Here is a 14,395-nt window from a genome sequence, read left to right as displayed (position 1 = left end):
TCAGGGACCGTTCAGGTACGATGAGAGCCGTTGCCGTGGGCACCGAACCGATCGGCTGGGCTGGAACCCTCAGCTCCGCCGGTCGACACCGGCCCTTCGGCGCGCGTGCGGCCCGGTCCGGCTCGGCGACATCGCCGTCGACCGCGTGGCCCGCGCCACACCGAACGCGCCCTGAGGACATGAGGGGCGCACCACGAGAGGGCACCCCCACATCCCGATGAGTGAGCAGATTTCCGGCCAGCCACTGGCCCCCACCGCTCCGGTCCGCCCGGAGGCCCCCACGTTCGCGGCGCTCGGCGCCCGCCAGGAGACCGTCGACGCGCTCGCCGCCGCCGGGATCACCCGCGCCTTCGCCATCCAGGAATACGCGCTGCCGATCGCGCTGCGCGGCGTCGACCTGATCGGGCAGGCCCCGACCGGCACCGGCAAGACGCTCGGCTTCGGCATCCCGCTGCTGGAGCGGGTGTTCGCCCCGTCCGAGGGCAGCGACGGCGTACCGCAGGCACTTGTCGTCGTCCCCACCCGCGAGCTGGGCATCCAGGTCGCCAAGGACCTCGACGCGGCCGGCCGCACCCGGGGCGTCCGGGTGCTGCCGATCTACGGCGGCGTCGCGTACGAGCCGCAGATCGAGGCGCTGCGCAGAGGCGCCGAGATCCTGGTCGGCACCCCGGGCCGCCTGCTCGACCTGCAGAAGCAGAAGCACCTGCGGCTCGACCGGGTCCGCGCGCTCGTCCTCGACGAGGCCGACCGGATGCTCGACCTGGGCTTCCTCGACGACGTCGAGAAGATCCTGGCGATGCTGCCGGAGGACCGGCAGACCATGCTCTTCTCCGCCACCATGCCCGACCCGATCGTCGCGCTGTCCCGGCGCTTCCTGCGCCGGCCGGTGACCATCCACGCCGGGCACACCGCCGAGACCGGCCCGTCGCCGCAGACCCAGCAGCTCGCGTACCGCACCCACTCGATGAACAAGGTCGAGATCGTGGCGCGCATCCTGCAGGCCGAGGGGCGCGGGCTGACCATGATCTTCACCCGCACGAAGCGGGCCGCCGACCGCGTCGCCGAGGATCTCGACTTCCGCGGGTTCGCCGTGGCGGCCGTGCACGGCGATCTCGGCCAGGGCGCTCGGGAGCGGGCGCTGCGGGCGTTCCGGGCCGGCAAGATCGACACCCTCGTCGCCACCGACGTGGCGGCACGGGGCATCGACGTCACCGGCGTCACGCACGTCATCAACTACGACTGCCCCGAGGACCAGGACACCTACACCCACCGGATCGGCCGCACCGGCCGGGCCGGCGCCACGGGTGTCGCGGTGACGTTCGTCGACTGGGACGACGTCCCCCGCTGGCGGATCATCGACAAGACCCTCGGGCTGGAGATGCCGGAGCCGCCGGAGACCTACCACACCTCCGCGCACCTCTACACCGACCTGGACATCCCCACCGACATCAGCGGCACGCTGCCGACGGCGGAGCGTACCCGCGCCGGGTTGTCCGCCGAGGTCGAGGAGGACCTGGGCGGCGGCCGGTCGCGGGGCACGCGACGCGGTGACAGCCGGGGCCGCGACCGCGACCGCGGTGACAGCCGGGGCCGTGAGCGCGACCGCGGTGACAGCCGGGGCCGGGGCCGCGGTGGCGACACCGGGGACCAGCCGGCCGAGCAGGTGGCGACCGACTCCGACGGCGGCGAGGGCGCCCGCGTCCCGCGTCGGCGGCGTCGCCGCCGGGCCGACGAGACGGTCGGCGGCGAGACGACCGGCAGCGAGACCACGGTGACAAGCGTCGAGGCCACTGGCGCGCCGACGGCCACGGAAGGCGACACGGCCACCAAGCCCCGCCGTCGCCGCCGTCGCCGCAGCGCGGCCGGCACCGGTGACGCCACCCCGGTCGAGGCCACCGCCACCGACTGACCCCGTACGCACCAGACGGCCCCCGGACCCACCCCGGGGGCCGCTCCCTGTCCCACCCCGACCGGCCCGGACGAGGTTGGCGACGCCCGGCGCGGCCGCCGCGGTGGGATGCGGTCCCCACCGGAGAGGCAGAGCGATGTTGGAAGCGTTGGACGTGGCGCTCGGGGAAGTGCGCGGGCTGCTGCTCGGGCCAGGGCTGAGCCGGGCGGTGGCCGCCGGGCGGCGGCGGGGACAGCACCCGTCGGTGGTCCGCGCGGAGCTGCGGCCGGTCGCCCTGAAGGCCGGCCCCCGACTGCAGATCGCCACCTCCGACGGGACCCGGCCGCACACCCGCAACGTCGCGCCCGGAGCGGAAGCCGAGGTGGCCGTCGACGAACTGCTCGCCGAACCGTTCGGCAACTGGCACGTGGAGACCGCCGACACCACCCTCCAACTCCGGGTGACGAAATCCGGCGCGGCGCAGGTCCACCGCGCGGCGGCCACCCGGCCGGCCGGCACGCCGGACGGGCACGACCGGACCAAGGAATGGCTGCTCGATCCGGGTGATCCACTGTTCCGGGAGATCGGCGGCTCGGCGGCCAAACGCCGCCAGGTCGACGCCTTCCTGCGCGCGTTGGCGGCGACGCTGCCGGACGACCCCACCGGCCCGCTGCGGGTGGTGGACCTGGGGTGCGGCAACGCCTACCTGACCTTCGCGGCCCACCGCTATCTGGTGCGGCGGGGCCTCGACGTGACGCTTGTCGGGGTGGACGTCCGCGAGGACCAGCGCCGCCGCAACACCGAACTGGCCGAACGGTTGGGCTGGGCCGACCGGGTGAGTTTCGTGGCCGGCACCATCGCCGAGGCGACCGTGGAACCCGCGCCCGACCTGGTGCTGGCGTTGCACGCCTGCGACACCGCCACCGACGAGGCGCTCGCCCGCGCGGTGCGCTGGGACGCCCGGTGGGTGCTCGCCGCGCCCTGCTGCCATCACGACCTTGCGGCCCAGCTCCGCGCCCACCCCGCACCGGGGCCGTACGAGCTGCTGACCCGACAGGGCATCCTGCGGGAACGGTTCGCCGACGTGCTGACCGACGCGCTGCGGGCCGCCCTGCTCCGCCTGCACGGCTACCGGGCCGAGGTGGTGGAGTTCGTCGACTCCGCGCACACCCCGCGCAACCTGCTCATCCGGGCGCGGCGCACCGGTGCGCCGACCGACGCGCAGTGGGCGGAATATCGCGAGCTGGTCGGCCAGTGGGGTGTCACGCCCCGGCTGGAGACGCTGCTGGCCGAGGTGCCCTAACGCCCCCGGTCGCCCCGGTTGCGGTCACCCCGGTCCAGCACCGACACCCGGTCACCCGGGAACCGGTTGGTGGCGCGCTCACCCTCCGGCGGCGCGGTCGGGAACGGCACCACCTTCCCCGACTGCTCGGCGTTGCCGGCGGCGGCGAACGCGTTCCAGGAGATATCCACGAGCAGGCGCTTCAGCTCGGCGTGCCGGACGGCGGCGTTGCGCTGCAACGCCAGACGCGCGCCGAGCACCACGGCGACGAGCGTGGTGCAGATCGCGCCGGTCGCGGCGATCACCTGCACACCGGTCGCCGCGTCGCCCCGTACCGCCAGCACCAGCAGCCAGATCCAGAAGCCGAGCGCGAACACACCGGCCTTGGCCACGAAGAAGAGGCTCACCGCCCCGGGCCGGTGTGGGCGGTGCGATCCGGTTCGGTCATGCTGCTCCTTCGTCCGGCTGAAGGGGATCGGTCCAGCTTAATGGACACGCCGCGACTCGCCAGACTTCGACAGTCCCGTCGGCGGGACGTCCGGACCGATCGGGCAGTTACATCGACGCCCGGGCGTACTAGGCTCGGTGCGCAGAGCCGGGCCACCCGGCGGAAGGGGACAGACCCGCGAGGATGGGTTCCGCAGACGTGTCGCCGCAGATGGCCTTCGCGCGCTTCGTACGCCGGGCCATCGACGACGCGCGCGAGGAGCGCGGTTGGACGGTGACCGACCTGGCCACCCACACCGGGGTCGGACGTTCCACCGTCTTCCGCTGGCTGGCCGGCGACTGGCAGGACTATCCCGAGCTCGCCAAGGTGCGCGGCTTCTGCGCCGCCCTCGACCTGCCGGTGGCGGCGGCGTTCCGCGCGTTGGGCCTGCCGGACGCCGGGCCGGCTCCCCGTCGGCGCGGCGCCGAGGAGGGGCCGGTGGAGGCCGACGTGCGGGTCATCCTGGACCGGCTGGCCGACCCGAACGTTCCGGCCGAGGAGAAGCACCACATCCGCGACCTGCTGCGTTACCTGGCCCGCCGGCCGGTCCGCCGGGCAGGCTGACCGGCCGATCAGGCCACGGTCAGGGTGAACTCCGCGGTCCGCACCACGCCGCCGACCTGGAAGTCCAGGAACATCCGGTAGCGACCCGGTCCCGGCGCGGTCAGCCAGAACGTCACCTCGTCACCGTCGCGCACCGGCTCGGGGTGCACGTGCAGATAGCCGAGGTCACCCTCGCGCAACGCGACCAGGTGCCCGTACGCGCCGAGGTAGCGCTGCAGCGGTGCGGCTGCCCCGCCCGGCCCGGTGACCCGGAACCGCAGCGGCGCCGACCGCCCCACCTCCGGCGTGCCGGCGTACGTGGCGGTGAACCCTTCCACGGTGTCCGAGGCCGCCGCGGCGGGCAACGGTCGGGGCCGGTACGCGCCGGGCGCGGTCAGGTCCGCCCCGAGCACTACGGCGACCTGCCGGCCGTCGTCGGCGACCGCGGTGAAGTCCGCGTACATCCGCCAGGGGCCCGGGTCCAGCGGCGCGAGCGGCACCGACCAGGTCCCGTCGGCGGCCATCGTGGGGTGCAGGTGCCGGTAACCGCTGAGATCGCGGCGCACCACGATCACGTGCATCGGCTTGTCGTGCACCACGGCGAACCGGGTCACCGGGCGGCGCTGCTCGTCACGGACCTGGAACCGCAGCTCACCGCCGCGACCGGCGGTCAGCTCGCCGGTCGACGGGACCAGGGTGAAGCCGGCCGAGGTGATCGACAGTCCGGCGGCGCCGTCGCCGCCGCCCTGGGTGACCGACGCCCCGTCGTGCGCGTGCGCGCCGGTCCCGGGCGCGTGGGCGTGCAGGCCGCCGTCCACGCCGCCGGCCGGGACCGCACCGGCGGCCGGGCCGGCGGAACCGGCCGACGGGTTCAACCGGCCGAGTCCGAAGCCGAGCAGCACGGCCAGCACCAGGCCGCCCACCACCAGGGCCAGCCGCAGCGTCTCCCGGTCCACCACGACGGGACCGGCGGGACCCGCCCCGTCCACCCGGTCGTGCGAATCCGGTCCGTCGCCGGAGCGCACCCCGACCGGGTCGGGGGCGGAGGTGAGGGACGGCGACTCAGGCACCGCCGCCGACCATCTCGTAACCGGCCTCGTCGACGGCCGCGCGGACCGACTCGACAGGCAGCGGCGCGTCGCTGGTGACAGTGGCCGTGCCGGCGGTCAGATCGATGCGGACCTCCTCGACACCGGGCAGCGCGGACAGCTCCCCGGTCACCGCCCGGACGCAGTGTTCGCAGGTCATCCCGGTCACGGTGTACGTCTGGACGACGCCTCGCTGCTCGGTCATGACCCCACCGTACCGCCGGCCGGACCGCCCGCCGCCGACGGCCGCGCGGACCGTGGCGCCGCTCGCACCCGACCGGTCAGCCGGCCACCGCGAGCGCCAACGGCAGCACGTCCGGCGCGCCGGTCCGGCGCAGGAGCCGGGCCACCACGCCCATCGTCCAGCCCGAGTCGACGAGGTCGTCGACGAGCAGCACCGGCCCGTCCAGTCCGGTCAACGCGTCGGCCAGGTCGTCCGGCACGCGGAACGCGTCGTGCAGCGCGCGTACCCGCTGGGCGCTGTTGCCGCGTGGCCCGCCGGTCCCGGCCGGGCCGTGCGGGGCGACCAGGCCGAGCAGCGGCAGCCGGCCGACCGCGGCGATCCGCTCGGCAAGCGAACCGACAAGCAGCGGCCGTGTCCGGGAGCCGACCGCGACCACGCCCGCCGGCCGCCGGGGCCACGGGTCGTCGCCGTGCGCCCACGCCTTCAGCACTTCGACCACCGCCGCCGCCACGTCGTCGGGCACCGGCCCGTCCGCCGCCTCCGGGCCGACCAACCCGCGCAGCCGCCCACCCCACCCCAGGTCGGACAGCCGCCCCACGGCCCGTCCGGGCAGCGCCTGCTCGGCCGGGGGGATCCGGCCCTTCAGGGGTACGCCGACCGCGTCCAGCCCGGTCGGCCAGAGCTTCTTCGGCGGGATCTGCACGCCGGGGCGGCCGAGGAACGCCTGCGCAGCGGCCAGCGCCTCGGTGGACACGTCGGCGTCGAACAGCGGCTCGGCGCAGTTGTCGCACCGGCCGCAGTCCTGCGCACCGCTGTCGTCGAGCCCTTCCCGCAGGTAGCGCATCCGGCAGCCGGCCGTGGCCGCGTACTCCCGCATGGCCCGCTGCTCGGCGGCGCGCGCGTCGGCGACGCGCCGCAACCGCTCCTCGTCGTAGGTCCAGGGTTCGCCGGTGGCGAGCCAGCCGCCGCGCACCCGGCGCACCGCGCCGTCCACGTCGAGCACCTTGAGCATCAGCTCCAGCCGGGCCCGACGCAGGTCGACCACCGGTTCCAGGGCCTGGGTGGAGATGGGCCGGTCGGTGTCCAGCGCGGCGAGCACGGCGCGTACCTGCTCCTCGGGCGGGAACGCGAGCGAGGCGAAGTACCGCCAGATGGCCGCGTCCTCCACCCCCGGCAGCAACAGCACCTCGGCGTGCGCGACGGCCCGGCCGGCGCGGCCGACCTGCTGGTAGTAGGCGATCGGCGAGGGCGGCGCGCCCAGGTGCACCACGAAGCCGAGGTCGGGCTTGTCGAAGCCCATGCCGAGCGCGCTCGTCGCCACCAACGCCTTGATCTTGTTGTCGAGCAGGTCCTGCTCGGCGGCCCGGCGGTCGGCGTCCTCGGCCTGCCCGGTGTAGGAGGCCACCGACCAGCCGCGGCTGCGCAGGAACTCGGCGGTCTCGCCGGCCGCCGCCACGGTGAGGGTGTAGACGATCCCGGAGCCGGGGAGCCGGTCCAGGTGATCGGCCAGCCAGGCGAGTCGGTGCGCCGGGCTGGGCAGGTCGAGGACGCCCAACCGCAGCGACTCCCGGTCGAGCGTGCCGCGCAGCACCAGGGCGTCGCCCAGTTGCTCGGCCACGTCCCGGGTGACCCGGGCGTTGGCGGTGGCCGTGGTGGCCAGCACCGGCGTGCGCTCGGGCAGGTTGGCCAGGAACGTCCGCAACCGCCGGTAGTCGGGGCGGAAGTCGTGCCCCCAGTCGGAGACGCAGTGCGCCTCGTCCACCACCAGCAGGCCGGTGGTGGCGGCGAGCTTCGGCAGCACCCCGTCGCGGAAGTCCGGGTTGTTGAGGCGTTCCGGGCTGATCAGCAGCACGTCCACGGCCCCGGCGTGGATCTCGGCGGTGATCTCGTCCCACTCGTCCAGGTTCGCGGAGTTGATGGTGCGCGCCCGGATGCCGGCCCGGGCCGCGGACTCGACCTGGTTGCGCATCAACGCCAGCAGCGGCGACACGATCACGGTCGGACCGTGCTCACCACCCGCACGCAGCAGCGCGGTCGCCACGAAGTAGACGGCCGACTTGCCCCAGCCGGTGCGCTGCACGCACAGCACCCGCCGCCGGTCGACCACGAGCGCCTCGATGGCGCGCCACTGGTCCTCGCGCAGCCGGGCGTGGTCACCCGCCAGCCGCCGCAGCACCGCCTCGGCTCGCTCCCGGACGGCCGTCCGATCCTGGCTCATCCGGCATTTCTACCAGGGAAGCCGGTGCCACCGGCGGACCGGGCGGCGGCTCGGGTGGCAGGAACAGGAGCACCTCGCGCAGCGAGTCCGTCACCGCGGGCGCCAGCAGGCACCGCGCCGCCAGTTCCTCCGTCGAGGCGTACGGCCCGCGCAACCGCCTGTCGAACACCACATGCTGCGCCTGCGCCGTGTTCAGCCCCGGCAGCCGGGCGAGCACCTCGTCGGACACCGAGTTGACGTCGACAAGTCCGCCGTCGTCGTACGAGCGGGGCAGATCGGGGCGGCCGATGCGCAGCTCGCCGCGGGCCGACGGGTAGTGGTAGAGCAGGTAGCGGGCGTGTTCCCGACGCAGCCGGCTGGCGTCGGAGCTCGGCCCGCGGTGCGCGATGCCCCGCAGCCGGGCCAGCATCACCCCCACCGCCGCGGTCAGGTAGTAGACCGAGGCCGCGATGTTGCCCCAACTCCGTCGCCAGACGCCGTACAGCAGCACCACGAGCCAGGTGAGCAGGCTGAACGAGAACACGGAGACGAACACGGCCACGACCGTGGTGCCGACACTCAGCCAACCGGGCACCGCGACCGTGCGCGGCGCCCTCGACGACGTACCGGGCAACGGCGGGGCCGGCGCTCCCCAACCCGGCACGCCCGCCGGTGGCCCGAGGAGACGCGCCAGCGGCAGGGCCGGGCCGGCGGCCCGGTTCGCGCCTGTCGACCAGGGCTCGGCGGCACGCTGCACCGGGGCGGGGCTCCAGTCCGCCGTCAGGGGCGGCGCGGGCACCCCGGGCGGCGGCGCGGCCACCGGCGGGACCGCGGGGGCCGGCGCAGCCACCGGCGGGACCTCGGGCGCCGGCAGCAGCAGGTCCGGATCGGAGCGGAGGATCCGGCGGTGCAGGTCCTGGAGCGCGTCTCCGGGCTCGATGCCGTACTCGTCGCGCAGCAGGGTGGCGAAGCCCCGGTAGGCGGCGAGCGCCTCCGCCGGCCGCCCACTGCGGTGCAGCGCCAACATCAACTGGCGGCGCAGGCCCTCCCGCACCGGGAACTCGGCGACCAGCGGGACCAGCCGCCCCACCACCTCACGGTGCCGCCCGGCGGCCAACTCCAGTTCGGTACGCGTCTCCAGGGCGACACCCCGCAGCTCGACCAACCGGTGCCGGCGAAACCGGTGAACGGCTCCCCCTGCCACAGCTCCAGCGCGGCGGTCACCTCGGCCAGCGCCTCCGCCGTACGCCCGGCCGACTCCGCCTGCCGGGCACGCCGCACACCCCGCTCGAAGCGGACCACGTCCACCGCCTCCGGCGGGACCCGCAGCACGTACCCGGCGTCGGTGAGGGTGAGCACCCGGGCCGGCGTTCGCGGCGACCGCTCCGGCTCCAACACCCGGCGCAGACCCGCCACGTGCTTCTGCACCACGTTGAGGCCGTTTACCGGTGCGTCGTCCGGCCAGACCGCCTCGACGATCTGTCCGCTGGGGACCGGACGGCCGCCGGCGAGCAGCAGGACAGCCAGGACAGCGCGCTGTTTGGCCGGTCCGAGATCGAGCGGACGCTCGGCGTGCCAGGCCCGTTGTGGACCGAGCAGTTCGAAGCGCAGCGCCTCTGACATGCCAGTCTCCGCCCCCGTAACGTCCGACTGTCACTGCCGTCGCGGACGGCAGTCGGACGGCAGTCGGACGGCAGCATATCGGCAGTGAAAGCACCGTGACGGCTGGCGATACTTCCCCGGCAACAGCCACCTGGGAAAGTGAGTCGAACACCATGACGCAGCGAATCGGTACCGCCGCGACGCTCCGCCGGGTCGCGTCCCTCGCGACAGTCGTACTGGCCGCCACCGTCCTGTCCGCGGGGTGCGCCACCGCGACCCGCGACGAGGCCGGTTCCGCCCCGGCACCGTCCCCCTCGGCCGACCCGAAGGCCGCGCTGCTGGCCGCCGTGCCCGACGACGAGGACCCGGCCTTCCGGTTCTCCACGGCGGAGGGTGGCGAAAAGTTCAACGGAGTGGTCGACCCCGCCGCGCGGGGCGTCGAACTGTCCGTGTCGCAGAAGAACAAGGACCCGAAGTTCACCATGGCGATGACGTTCCGGATCATCGACGAGGCCCTCTGGGTGCGGGTCAAGCTGACCGGCATCCCCGGCCTGCACGACAGGCTGAAGCTGCCGAAGCGCTGGATGACCATGGACCGGGCGAAGCTGAGCGACGCCTCGGAGGTGCCGGCCTACGAGGGCGCCGACCCGGCCAACATGGCCGCGATCATCCAGACCGCCGGGACGGTCGAGGACCGGGGCAACGGCACGTACGGCGGGTTCGTCGACCTGACCGCGAACGCCGACGTCCGCGACAACTTCAGCAGCGTGGACGTGGACGCGCTCGGTGAGGCGGCGAAGAAGGTGCCGTTCACGGCGGTGGTCGGCCCGGACGGCAATCTCACCTCGCTGACCCTGGAGATTCCGGCCGCCGGTAAGCAGAAGGCCATGAAGCTGGTCGCCAGGTACTACGACTTCGGCAAGGCGCCGAGGATCAGCGCACCGACCGGCGCCGACGTGCAGAAGGCGCCGGCTTCGGCGTACGAGATGCTCAACGGCTGACCCACGACGTGAGCGGGGCGGCGGCCACACGGGGGGCCGCGGCCCCGCTCGCGTGTCAGCGGCCGAGGACGGAGCCGCCGTTGACGCCGAGCACCTGCCCGGTGACGTAGCCGGCGGACGGGCCCACCAGGTAGCGCACGGCGGCGGCGATGTCGTCCGGCACTCCGGCCCGGCCGACCAGGGTGGCGGCGACCCGCTTGGCATGCCCCTCCGGCGTCATCCGGTCGCCGAAGAACTCGGTCTCCGCGACGTAGCCGGGGCTGACCACGTTGACCGTGATCTGGTCCGGGCCGAGCTGGGCGGCCAGGTCGTACGCCCAGCCGTGCAGCGCCGCCTTGGCGGCCGAATAGGGTCCACCGCCGCCGCGCTGGGCGGCGATCGAGCTGAGCAGCACCACCCGGCCGCCGGGACGGCGCAGGGCGGGCAGCAGTGCCTCGGTGAGCAGGACCGCGGTGAGCACGTTGGCGTCCAGGTTGGCCCGCCACCAGGCGGCCGTCGCGGTGAGCGTGTCCGCCGCACCGCCGAGGTAGCCCCCGGCGTTGTTGACCACCGCGTCCACGGTGCGTTCTCCGACCGCGTCCCGCACGGCACCGAGCTGCACCGGATCGGTCAGGTCCGCGACGACCGCGGTGACCGCGTCGTCCCGTCCGACCTCGTCGGAGAGCCGCCGGGCGGTAGCCCTCAGCAGATCCCCACGCCGTCCCACGACGAGCACGTCGAACCCGTCCGCGACGAGTCCCCGCGCCACGGCGGCGCCGATGCCGGTGCCGCCTCCGCTGACCACCGCCAGCCTCGCCTGTTCCACCATCGACTTTCCCCCGACTGTCGTATTGATCAAGGAGTTCGCGTCATCCTATCCGGACAGATCCGACGCGAACTCCCTGATCAGCGGGGCTGCTTCGGCCGTAGGGACGCCAGCAGCGGGGTCAGGCGGGAACGGAGGCTGGCCAGGCCCCCGGGGAAGAAGTACACCGCCAGGATGAACACCGTGCCCAGGACGAACAGCGGCTGACTCAGTGGACGGCTCAGGAACGCGGGCAGGTCGTTCACCGCGTCGCTGCTGCCGAACGCGGTGAGGCGGTGGTCCAGGTACATGTAGAGGATGCCGCCCAGCACCGGCCCCCACCGGGTGCCCGGCCCACCAAGCACCACCATGACCAGCAGCGACAACGTCAGCTCCGAGGAGGTGATGTGCGGGCTGGCGCCGCCGACGATCAGCACGTAGACCACCCCACCGGCGCTCGCCAGGCCGCCGGCCAGCGTGAACGCGACAAGCTTGAACCGGTACGGGTCGAGCCCGAGCACCCCGATACGCCGCTCGTCGTCGCGCAACCCGGCCAGCACCCGCCCGGTCGGCGAGGCGCTGACCCGGTGCACCACCAGGACCACGAGTGCGAGGTACGCCAGCGCCAGCCAGTACAGGTTCGCCGTGTTGGTGACCCCGACCAACGCCGCCGGCAGCCCGGACACGTCGAGCGGCAACCCCTCCTCGCCGCCTGTGAGACCGCCGAAGTCCCGGGCCACCAGGATCGCCCCGACCTGCGCGAACGCCAGCGTCACCATGGCGAACGCGATGCCGACCGTCCGCAGGGCCACCGCGCCGAGCAGCGCGGCGAGCGTCGTCCCGCCGATCACGGTCAGCACGGCGGCCTGCCACAGCGGCAGCCCGGCCTTGGTGACCAGGACGTCCGTGCCGTACACCCCGGCGGCGAAGTAGAGCGCGTGCCCGAAGGAGAGCATCCCGGTGCGCCCGAACAGCAGGTCGTAGCCGGCCGCGAGCCCGCCGAAGACCAGGCAGATGGCGAGCATTTGCAGGGTGCCCGGCGAGTTCAGCGGCCCTTCGAAGATCCCCGGCAGGTGCAGCGTGGAGTAGGGCAGGATCACCGCCACCAGCAGCGCCACCAGGGGCAGGTACGGACGCAGGCCGTGCCAGCGGGCGCGGCCGGGGGTCAACTCGTCCGGCACCGCCGCCCGGGGGGCGGGCGCCTCGGCACTCTTGACCTCGGTCATGCGTGAGCCACCTTTCCGGCCAGGCCCTGCGGACGCAGCAGCAGCACCACGGCGAGCAGACCGACCACGCACAGGTCACCGAGCCCGGACGTGCCGTAGTAGTTGACGAACTGTTGCAGCAGCCCCACCGCGACCGCCGCGTACGCGGACCCGACCACCGAGCCCATCCCGCCGATCACCACCACGATGAAGGCGAAGATCAGCAGCGAACCGCCCTGCCCGGGTGAGACGGTGCCGAAGTAGACGCCGCCCAGCGCGCCGGCCAGCGCGGCGGCGGCCCCACCGATCGCGAAGACGAGCGTGAACGCCTTGCGCACGTCGATGCCGAGCGCGGTGACCATCTCGCGGTTCTCCACCCCCGCCCGGATGATCAGGCCGTACCGGGTCCAGCGCAGGAACGCCAGCAACCCGCCGAGCACCACCGCGGCGGCGACGATCAGCAGCAGCCCGGCGTTCGGCACCTGCGCGCCGAGCACCGAGGTCACGTCCCGGCTCCACTCGGGACGCGGGAACGGTCGCGGGTCCGCGCCCCAGGTGGCCTGGAGCAGCGCCACCCCGGCCAGCGACAGGCCGACGGTGACCAGCACCTGTTCGATGGTGCGGGAGTAGAGCGGCCGGATCAGCACCAGTTCGACGAGCACCGCGACCAGGGCCCCGGCCAGCACACCGAACGCGACCGCCAGCACGAAGCCGAACCCGTCCGGCCCGGCGCCGGGCAGGTTGTCCGCCGCCCACCAGGTGGCGTACGCGCCGACGCCGAGGAACAGACCGTGCGCGAAGTTGAGCACGTCGGCGAGGCCGAAGACCAGGGACAGGCCGGAGGCGACGAGGAAGTAGAGCGCGGCCAGGCCCAGCCCGGTCAGCGTCAGCAGCACCACTGTGTTCACGAGTGCGCCTCCCCGGATCCGACCCCGAGCAGCGACTTCGTCAGCGCCGTCTCCAGTAGCAGTTCGCGTGCGTCACCGGTCCAGGCGACCCGACCGGCGGAGAGCACCACCGCGTCGGTCGCCAACCGCCGTACCACCGCCAGGTTCTGCTCGACCAGCAGCACCGGCACGGATTCCGCGACCCGTTCCAACACCTCGGCCACCTCGGTCACCACCTTCGGCGCCAACCCCTTGGTCGGCTCGTCGACCAGCAGCAGCCGGTTGTCGTTGAGCAGGACGCGGCCGATGGCGAGCATCTGCTGCTGCCCGCCGGAGAGCGAGCCGGCGCGTTGCCGTCCGCGCCGGTCCAGCTCCGGGAAGAGCGCGAAGACCTTGTCGTACGCCGGGGTGATGCCCCGCCGTTCGGCCAGCCGCAGGTTCTCCGCGACGGTGAGCGCGGCGAAGACGCAGCGGTCCTCCGGCACGTAGCCGAGGCCGTCGCGGACCAGCCGGTGGGTGGGGCGTGCCAGCAGGGCCCGCGCCCCCATCCGGACGGTGCCGCGGGCTTCGCCGTTGCGCGGCGTCAGCCCGACGATCGCGCGCAGTGTGGTGGTCTTGCCGACGCCGTTGCGTCCGAGCAGCACGGTGACGCCGGTGGGCGCGACCTCGAACGACACGCCCTGGAGGATGTGCAGTCCGGCGATCCGCACGGACAGGTCCTCGACGGACAGGACCGGCTCACTCCTCGCGCTCACAGAGCCGCTTCTCGTTCGCGACTGCGGGGCTCGCGAACCCGGCTCACTCCTCGCGCTCACAGAGCCTCCCCCAGGTACGCCTCCTGCACGGTGGCGTTGGCCATCACCGTTTCCGGGGTGTCGCAGGCCAGCAACGCGCCGTGGTGCATGACGGCAATCCGGTCGGCCAGTTCCAGGATCACGTCCATGTGGTGTTCCACCATGAGCACCGCCCGGCCACTGTCGCCGGTCAACGACTTGATCACCCGGACCAGTTCGGGCACGTCCTCGGCGCTCACCCCGGCCATCGGCTCGTCCAGCAGCATCACCCGGGGTTCCCCGGCGAGCAGCAGCGCGATCTCCAGTTTGCGTTTCTCGCCGTGGGCGAGGGTGCCGGCCAGCGCCGCACCCCGGTGGTGCAGGCCGACGCGGTCGAGCGCCGCGTCGGCGGGGGGGGGCCCCCGCCCGGCGGCCCCCCCCCCGCGCCCCCCCGGCCGCGAGCCCCCCCCCGGG

14 protein-coding genes and 1 pseudogene are annotated in these 14,395 nt (G+C 73.9%); 4 read left to right on the top strand and 11 right to left on the bottom strand.

Going from position 1 to position 14,395, the window contains the following annotated elements; translation table 11 throughout:
• Window positions 1-217 precede the first annotated feature (217 nt).
• Together ACLQ2X_RS08470 and ACLQ2X_RS08465 are read left to right on the top strand one after the other, a co-directional pair.
• Entirely contained in the window at window positions 218-1,909 is a 1,692-nt protein-coding gene (locus ACLQ2X_RS08470; RefSeq protein WP_425680423.1) for a DEAD/DEAH box helicase, read from the top strand.
• 136 nt (window positions 1,910-2,045) lie between these two features.
• Window positions 2,046-3,191: a class I SAM-dependent methyltransferase gene (locus ACLQ2X_RS08465; protein ID WP_425680422.1), complete on the top strand. Its 1,146-nt coding sequence runs from the start codon at window positions 2,046-2,048 to the stop codon at window positions 3,189-3,191.
• Here the strand turns inward: ACLQ2X_RS08465 and ACLQ2X_RS08460 are convergent.
• Window positions 3,188-3,562: a hypothetical protein gene (locus tag ACLQ2X_RS08460; RefSeq protein ID WP_425680421.1), complete on the bottom strand. Its 375-nt coding sequence runs from the start codon at window positions 3,560-3,562 to the stop codon at window positions 3,188-3,190. The genes ACLQ2X_RS08465 and ACLQ2X_RS08460 overlap by 4 nt on opposite strands.
• A 239-nt stretch (window positions 3,563-3,801) precedes the next feature.
• On the opposite strand from ACLQ2X_RS08460, the gene ACLQ2X_RS08455 reads away from it, so the two are divergent.
• Window positions 3,802-4,221, top strand: coding sequence for a helix-turn-helix domain-containing protein (locus ACLQ2X_RS08455; protein ID WP_425680420.1), 420 nt, complete (start codon window positions 3,802-3,804; stop codon window positions 4,219-4,221).
• Window positions 4,222-4,229: 8 nt separating this feature from the next.
• On the opposite strand, the gene ACLQ2X_RS08450 is transcribed toward ACLQ2X_RS08455, so the two are convergent.
• From ACLQ2X_RS08450 to ACLQ2X_RS08430, 5 genes and pseudogenes are all read right to left on the bottom strand, one after another.
• Window positions 4,230-5,270, bottom strand: a complete 1,041-nt coding sequence (locus ACLQ2X_RS08450) for a hypothetical protein (protein WP_425680419.1) — start codon at window positions 5,268-5,270, stop codon at window positions 4,230-4,232.
• Complete coding sequence (locus tag ACLQ2X_RS08445) at window positions 5,263-5,493, bottom strand: heavy-metal-associated domain-containing protein (protein WP_425680418.1); 231 nt, start codon at window positions 5,491-5,493, stop codon at window positions 5,263-5,265. Before ACLQ2X_RS08445 ends, ACLQ2X_RS08450 begins: the two co-directional genes overlap by 8 nt.
• A 76-nt stretch (window positions 5,494-5,569) precedes the next feature.
• Window positions 5,570-7,690: a DEAD/DEAH box helicase gene (locus tag ACLQ2X_RS08440; RefSeq protein WP_425680417.1), complete on the bottom strand. Its 2,121-nt coding sequence runs from the start codon at window positions 7,688-7,690 to the stop codon at window positions 5,570-5,572.
• Window positions 7,626-8,099, bottom strand: a complete 474-nt coding sequence (locus ACLQ2X_RS08435; protein ID WP_425680736.1) for a ComEA family DNA-binding protein — start codon at window positions 8,097-8,099, stop codon at window positions 7,626-7,628. Before ACLQ2X_RS08435 ends, ACLQ2X_RS08440 begins: the two co-directional genes overlap by 65 nt.
• Before the next feature lie 525 nt (window positions 8,100-8,624).
• Window positions 8,625-9,292: pseudogene (locus ACLQ2X_RS08430) on the bottom strand (AfsR/SARP family transcriptional regulator); the annotation flags it as partial.
• Window positions 9,293-9,444: 152 nt separating this feature from the next.
• Here ACLQ2X_RS08430 and ACLQ2X_RS08425 point away from each other — a divergent pair.
• Complete coding sequence (locus tag ACLQ2X_RS08425; RefSeq protein ID WP_425680416.1) at window positions 9,445-10,272, top strand: hypothetical protein; 828 nt, start codon at window positions 9,445-9,447, stop codon at window positions 10,270-10,272.
• A 55-nt stretch (window positions 10,273-10,327) separates the two neighbouring features.
• On the opposite strand, the gene ACLQ2X_RS08420 is transcribed toward ACLQ2X_RS08425, so the two are convergent.
• The 5 genes from ACLQ2X_RS08420 to ACLQ2X_RS08400 all read right to left on the bottom strand — a co-directional run.
• Window positions 10,328-11,080 (bottom strand): SDR family NAD(P)-dependent oxidoreductase, encoded by a 753-nt coding sequence (locus tag ACLQ2X_RS08420; RefSeq protein WP_425680415.1) that lies wholly within the window; start codon window positions 11,078-11,080, stop codon window positions 10,328-10,330.
• Window positions 11,081-11,157: 77 nt separating this feature from the next.
• Window positions 11,158-12,282 carry a branched-chain amino acid ABC transporter permease gene (locus ACLQ2X_RS08415; RefSeq protein WP_425680414.1) on the bottom strand — a complete coding sequence of 375 codons (1,125 nt, stop codon included), beginning with the start codon at window positions 12,280-12,282 and terminating at the stop codon, window positions 11,158-11,160.
• Window positions 12,279-13,169, bottom strand: coding sequence for a branched-chain amino acid ABC transporter permease (locus ACLQ2X_RS08410; RefSeq protein WP_425680413.1), 891 nt, complete (start codon window positions 13,167-13,169; stop codon window positions 12,279-12,281). Before ACLQ2X_RS08410 ends, ACLQ2X_RS08415 begins: the two co-directional genes overlap by 4 nt.
• Window positions 13,166-13,903, bottom strand: a complete 738-nt coding sequence (locus ACLQ2X_RS08405) for an ABC transporter ATP-binding protein (RefSeq protein WP_425680412.1) — start codon at window positions 13,901-13,903, stop codon at window positions 13,166-13,168. The genes ACLQ2X_RS08410 and ACLQ2X_RS08405 overlap by 4 nt, the downstream gene beginning before the upstream one ends.
• Window positions 13,904-13,959: 56 nt before the next feature.
• On the bottom strand, window positions 13,960-14,395 hold a 436-nt coding region (locus ACLQ2X_RS08400), incomplete at its 5' end, for an ATP-binding cassette domain-containing protein (protein ID WP_425680411.1).

The sequence above is a fragment of the Micromonospora sp. DT31 genome (assembly GCF_049841795.1).
Classification (GTDB): Bacteria; Actinomycetota; Actinomycetes; order Mycobacteriales; family Micromonosporaceae; genus Micromonospora.
The sequence above is the reverse complement of the archived record's forward strand: the minus strand, read 5'-3'. Positions and strand labels throughout refer to the sequence as shown.

Excerpts from the sequence above, each read along its gene's own strand:
- ACLQ2X_RS08470 (WP_425680423.1), top strand. The coding sequence starts at position 218 with ATGAGTGAGCAGATTTCCGGCCAGCCACTGGCCCCCACCGCTCCGGTC.
- ACLQ2X_RS08465 (WP_425680422.1), top strand. The coding sequence starts at position 2,046 with ATGTTGGAAGCGTTGGACGTGGCGCTCGGGGAAGTGCGCGGGCTGCTG.
- ACLQ2X_RS08455 (WP_425680420.1), top strand. The coding sequence starts at position 3,802 with ATGGGTTCCGCAGACGTGTCGCCGCAGATGGCCTTCGCGCGCTTCGTA.
- ACLQ2X_RS08445 (WP_425680418.1), bottom strand. The coding sequence starts at position 5,493 with ATGACCGAGCAGCGAGGCGTCGTCCAGACGTACACCGTGACCGGGATG.
- ACLQ2X_RS08440 (WP_425680417.1), bottom strand. The coding sequence starts at position 7,690 with ATGAGCCAGGATCGGACGGCCGTCCGGGAGCGAGCCGAGGCGGTGCTG.
- ACLQ2X_RS08435 (WP_425680736.1), bottom strand. The coding sequence starts at position 8,099 with ATGCTGGCCCGGCTGCGGGGCATCGCGCACCGCGGGCCGAGCTCCGAC.
- ACLQ2X_RS08425 (WP_425680416.1), top strand. The coding sequence starts at position 9,445 with ATGACGCAGCGAATCGGTACCGCCGCGACGCTCCGCCGGGTCGCGTCC.
- ACLQ2X_RS08420 (WP_425680415.1), bottom strand. The coding sequence starts at position 11,080 with ATGGTGGAACAGGCGAGGCTGGCGGTGGTCAGCGGAGGCGGCACCGGC.
- ACLQ2X_RS08415 (WP_425680414.1), bottom strand. The coding sequence starts at position 12,282 with ATGACCGAGGTCAAGAGTGCCGAGGCGCCCGCCCCCCGGGCGGCGGTG.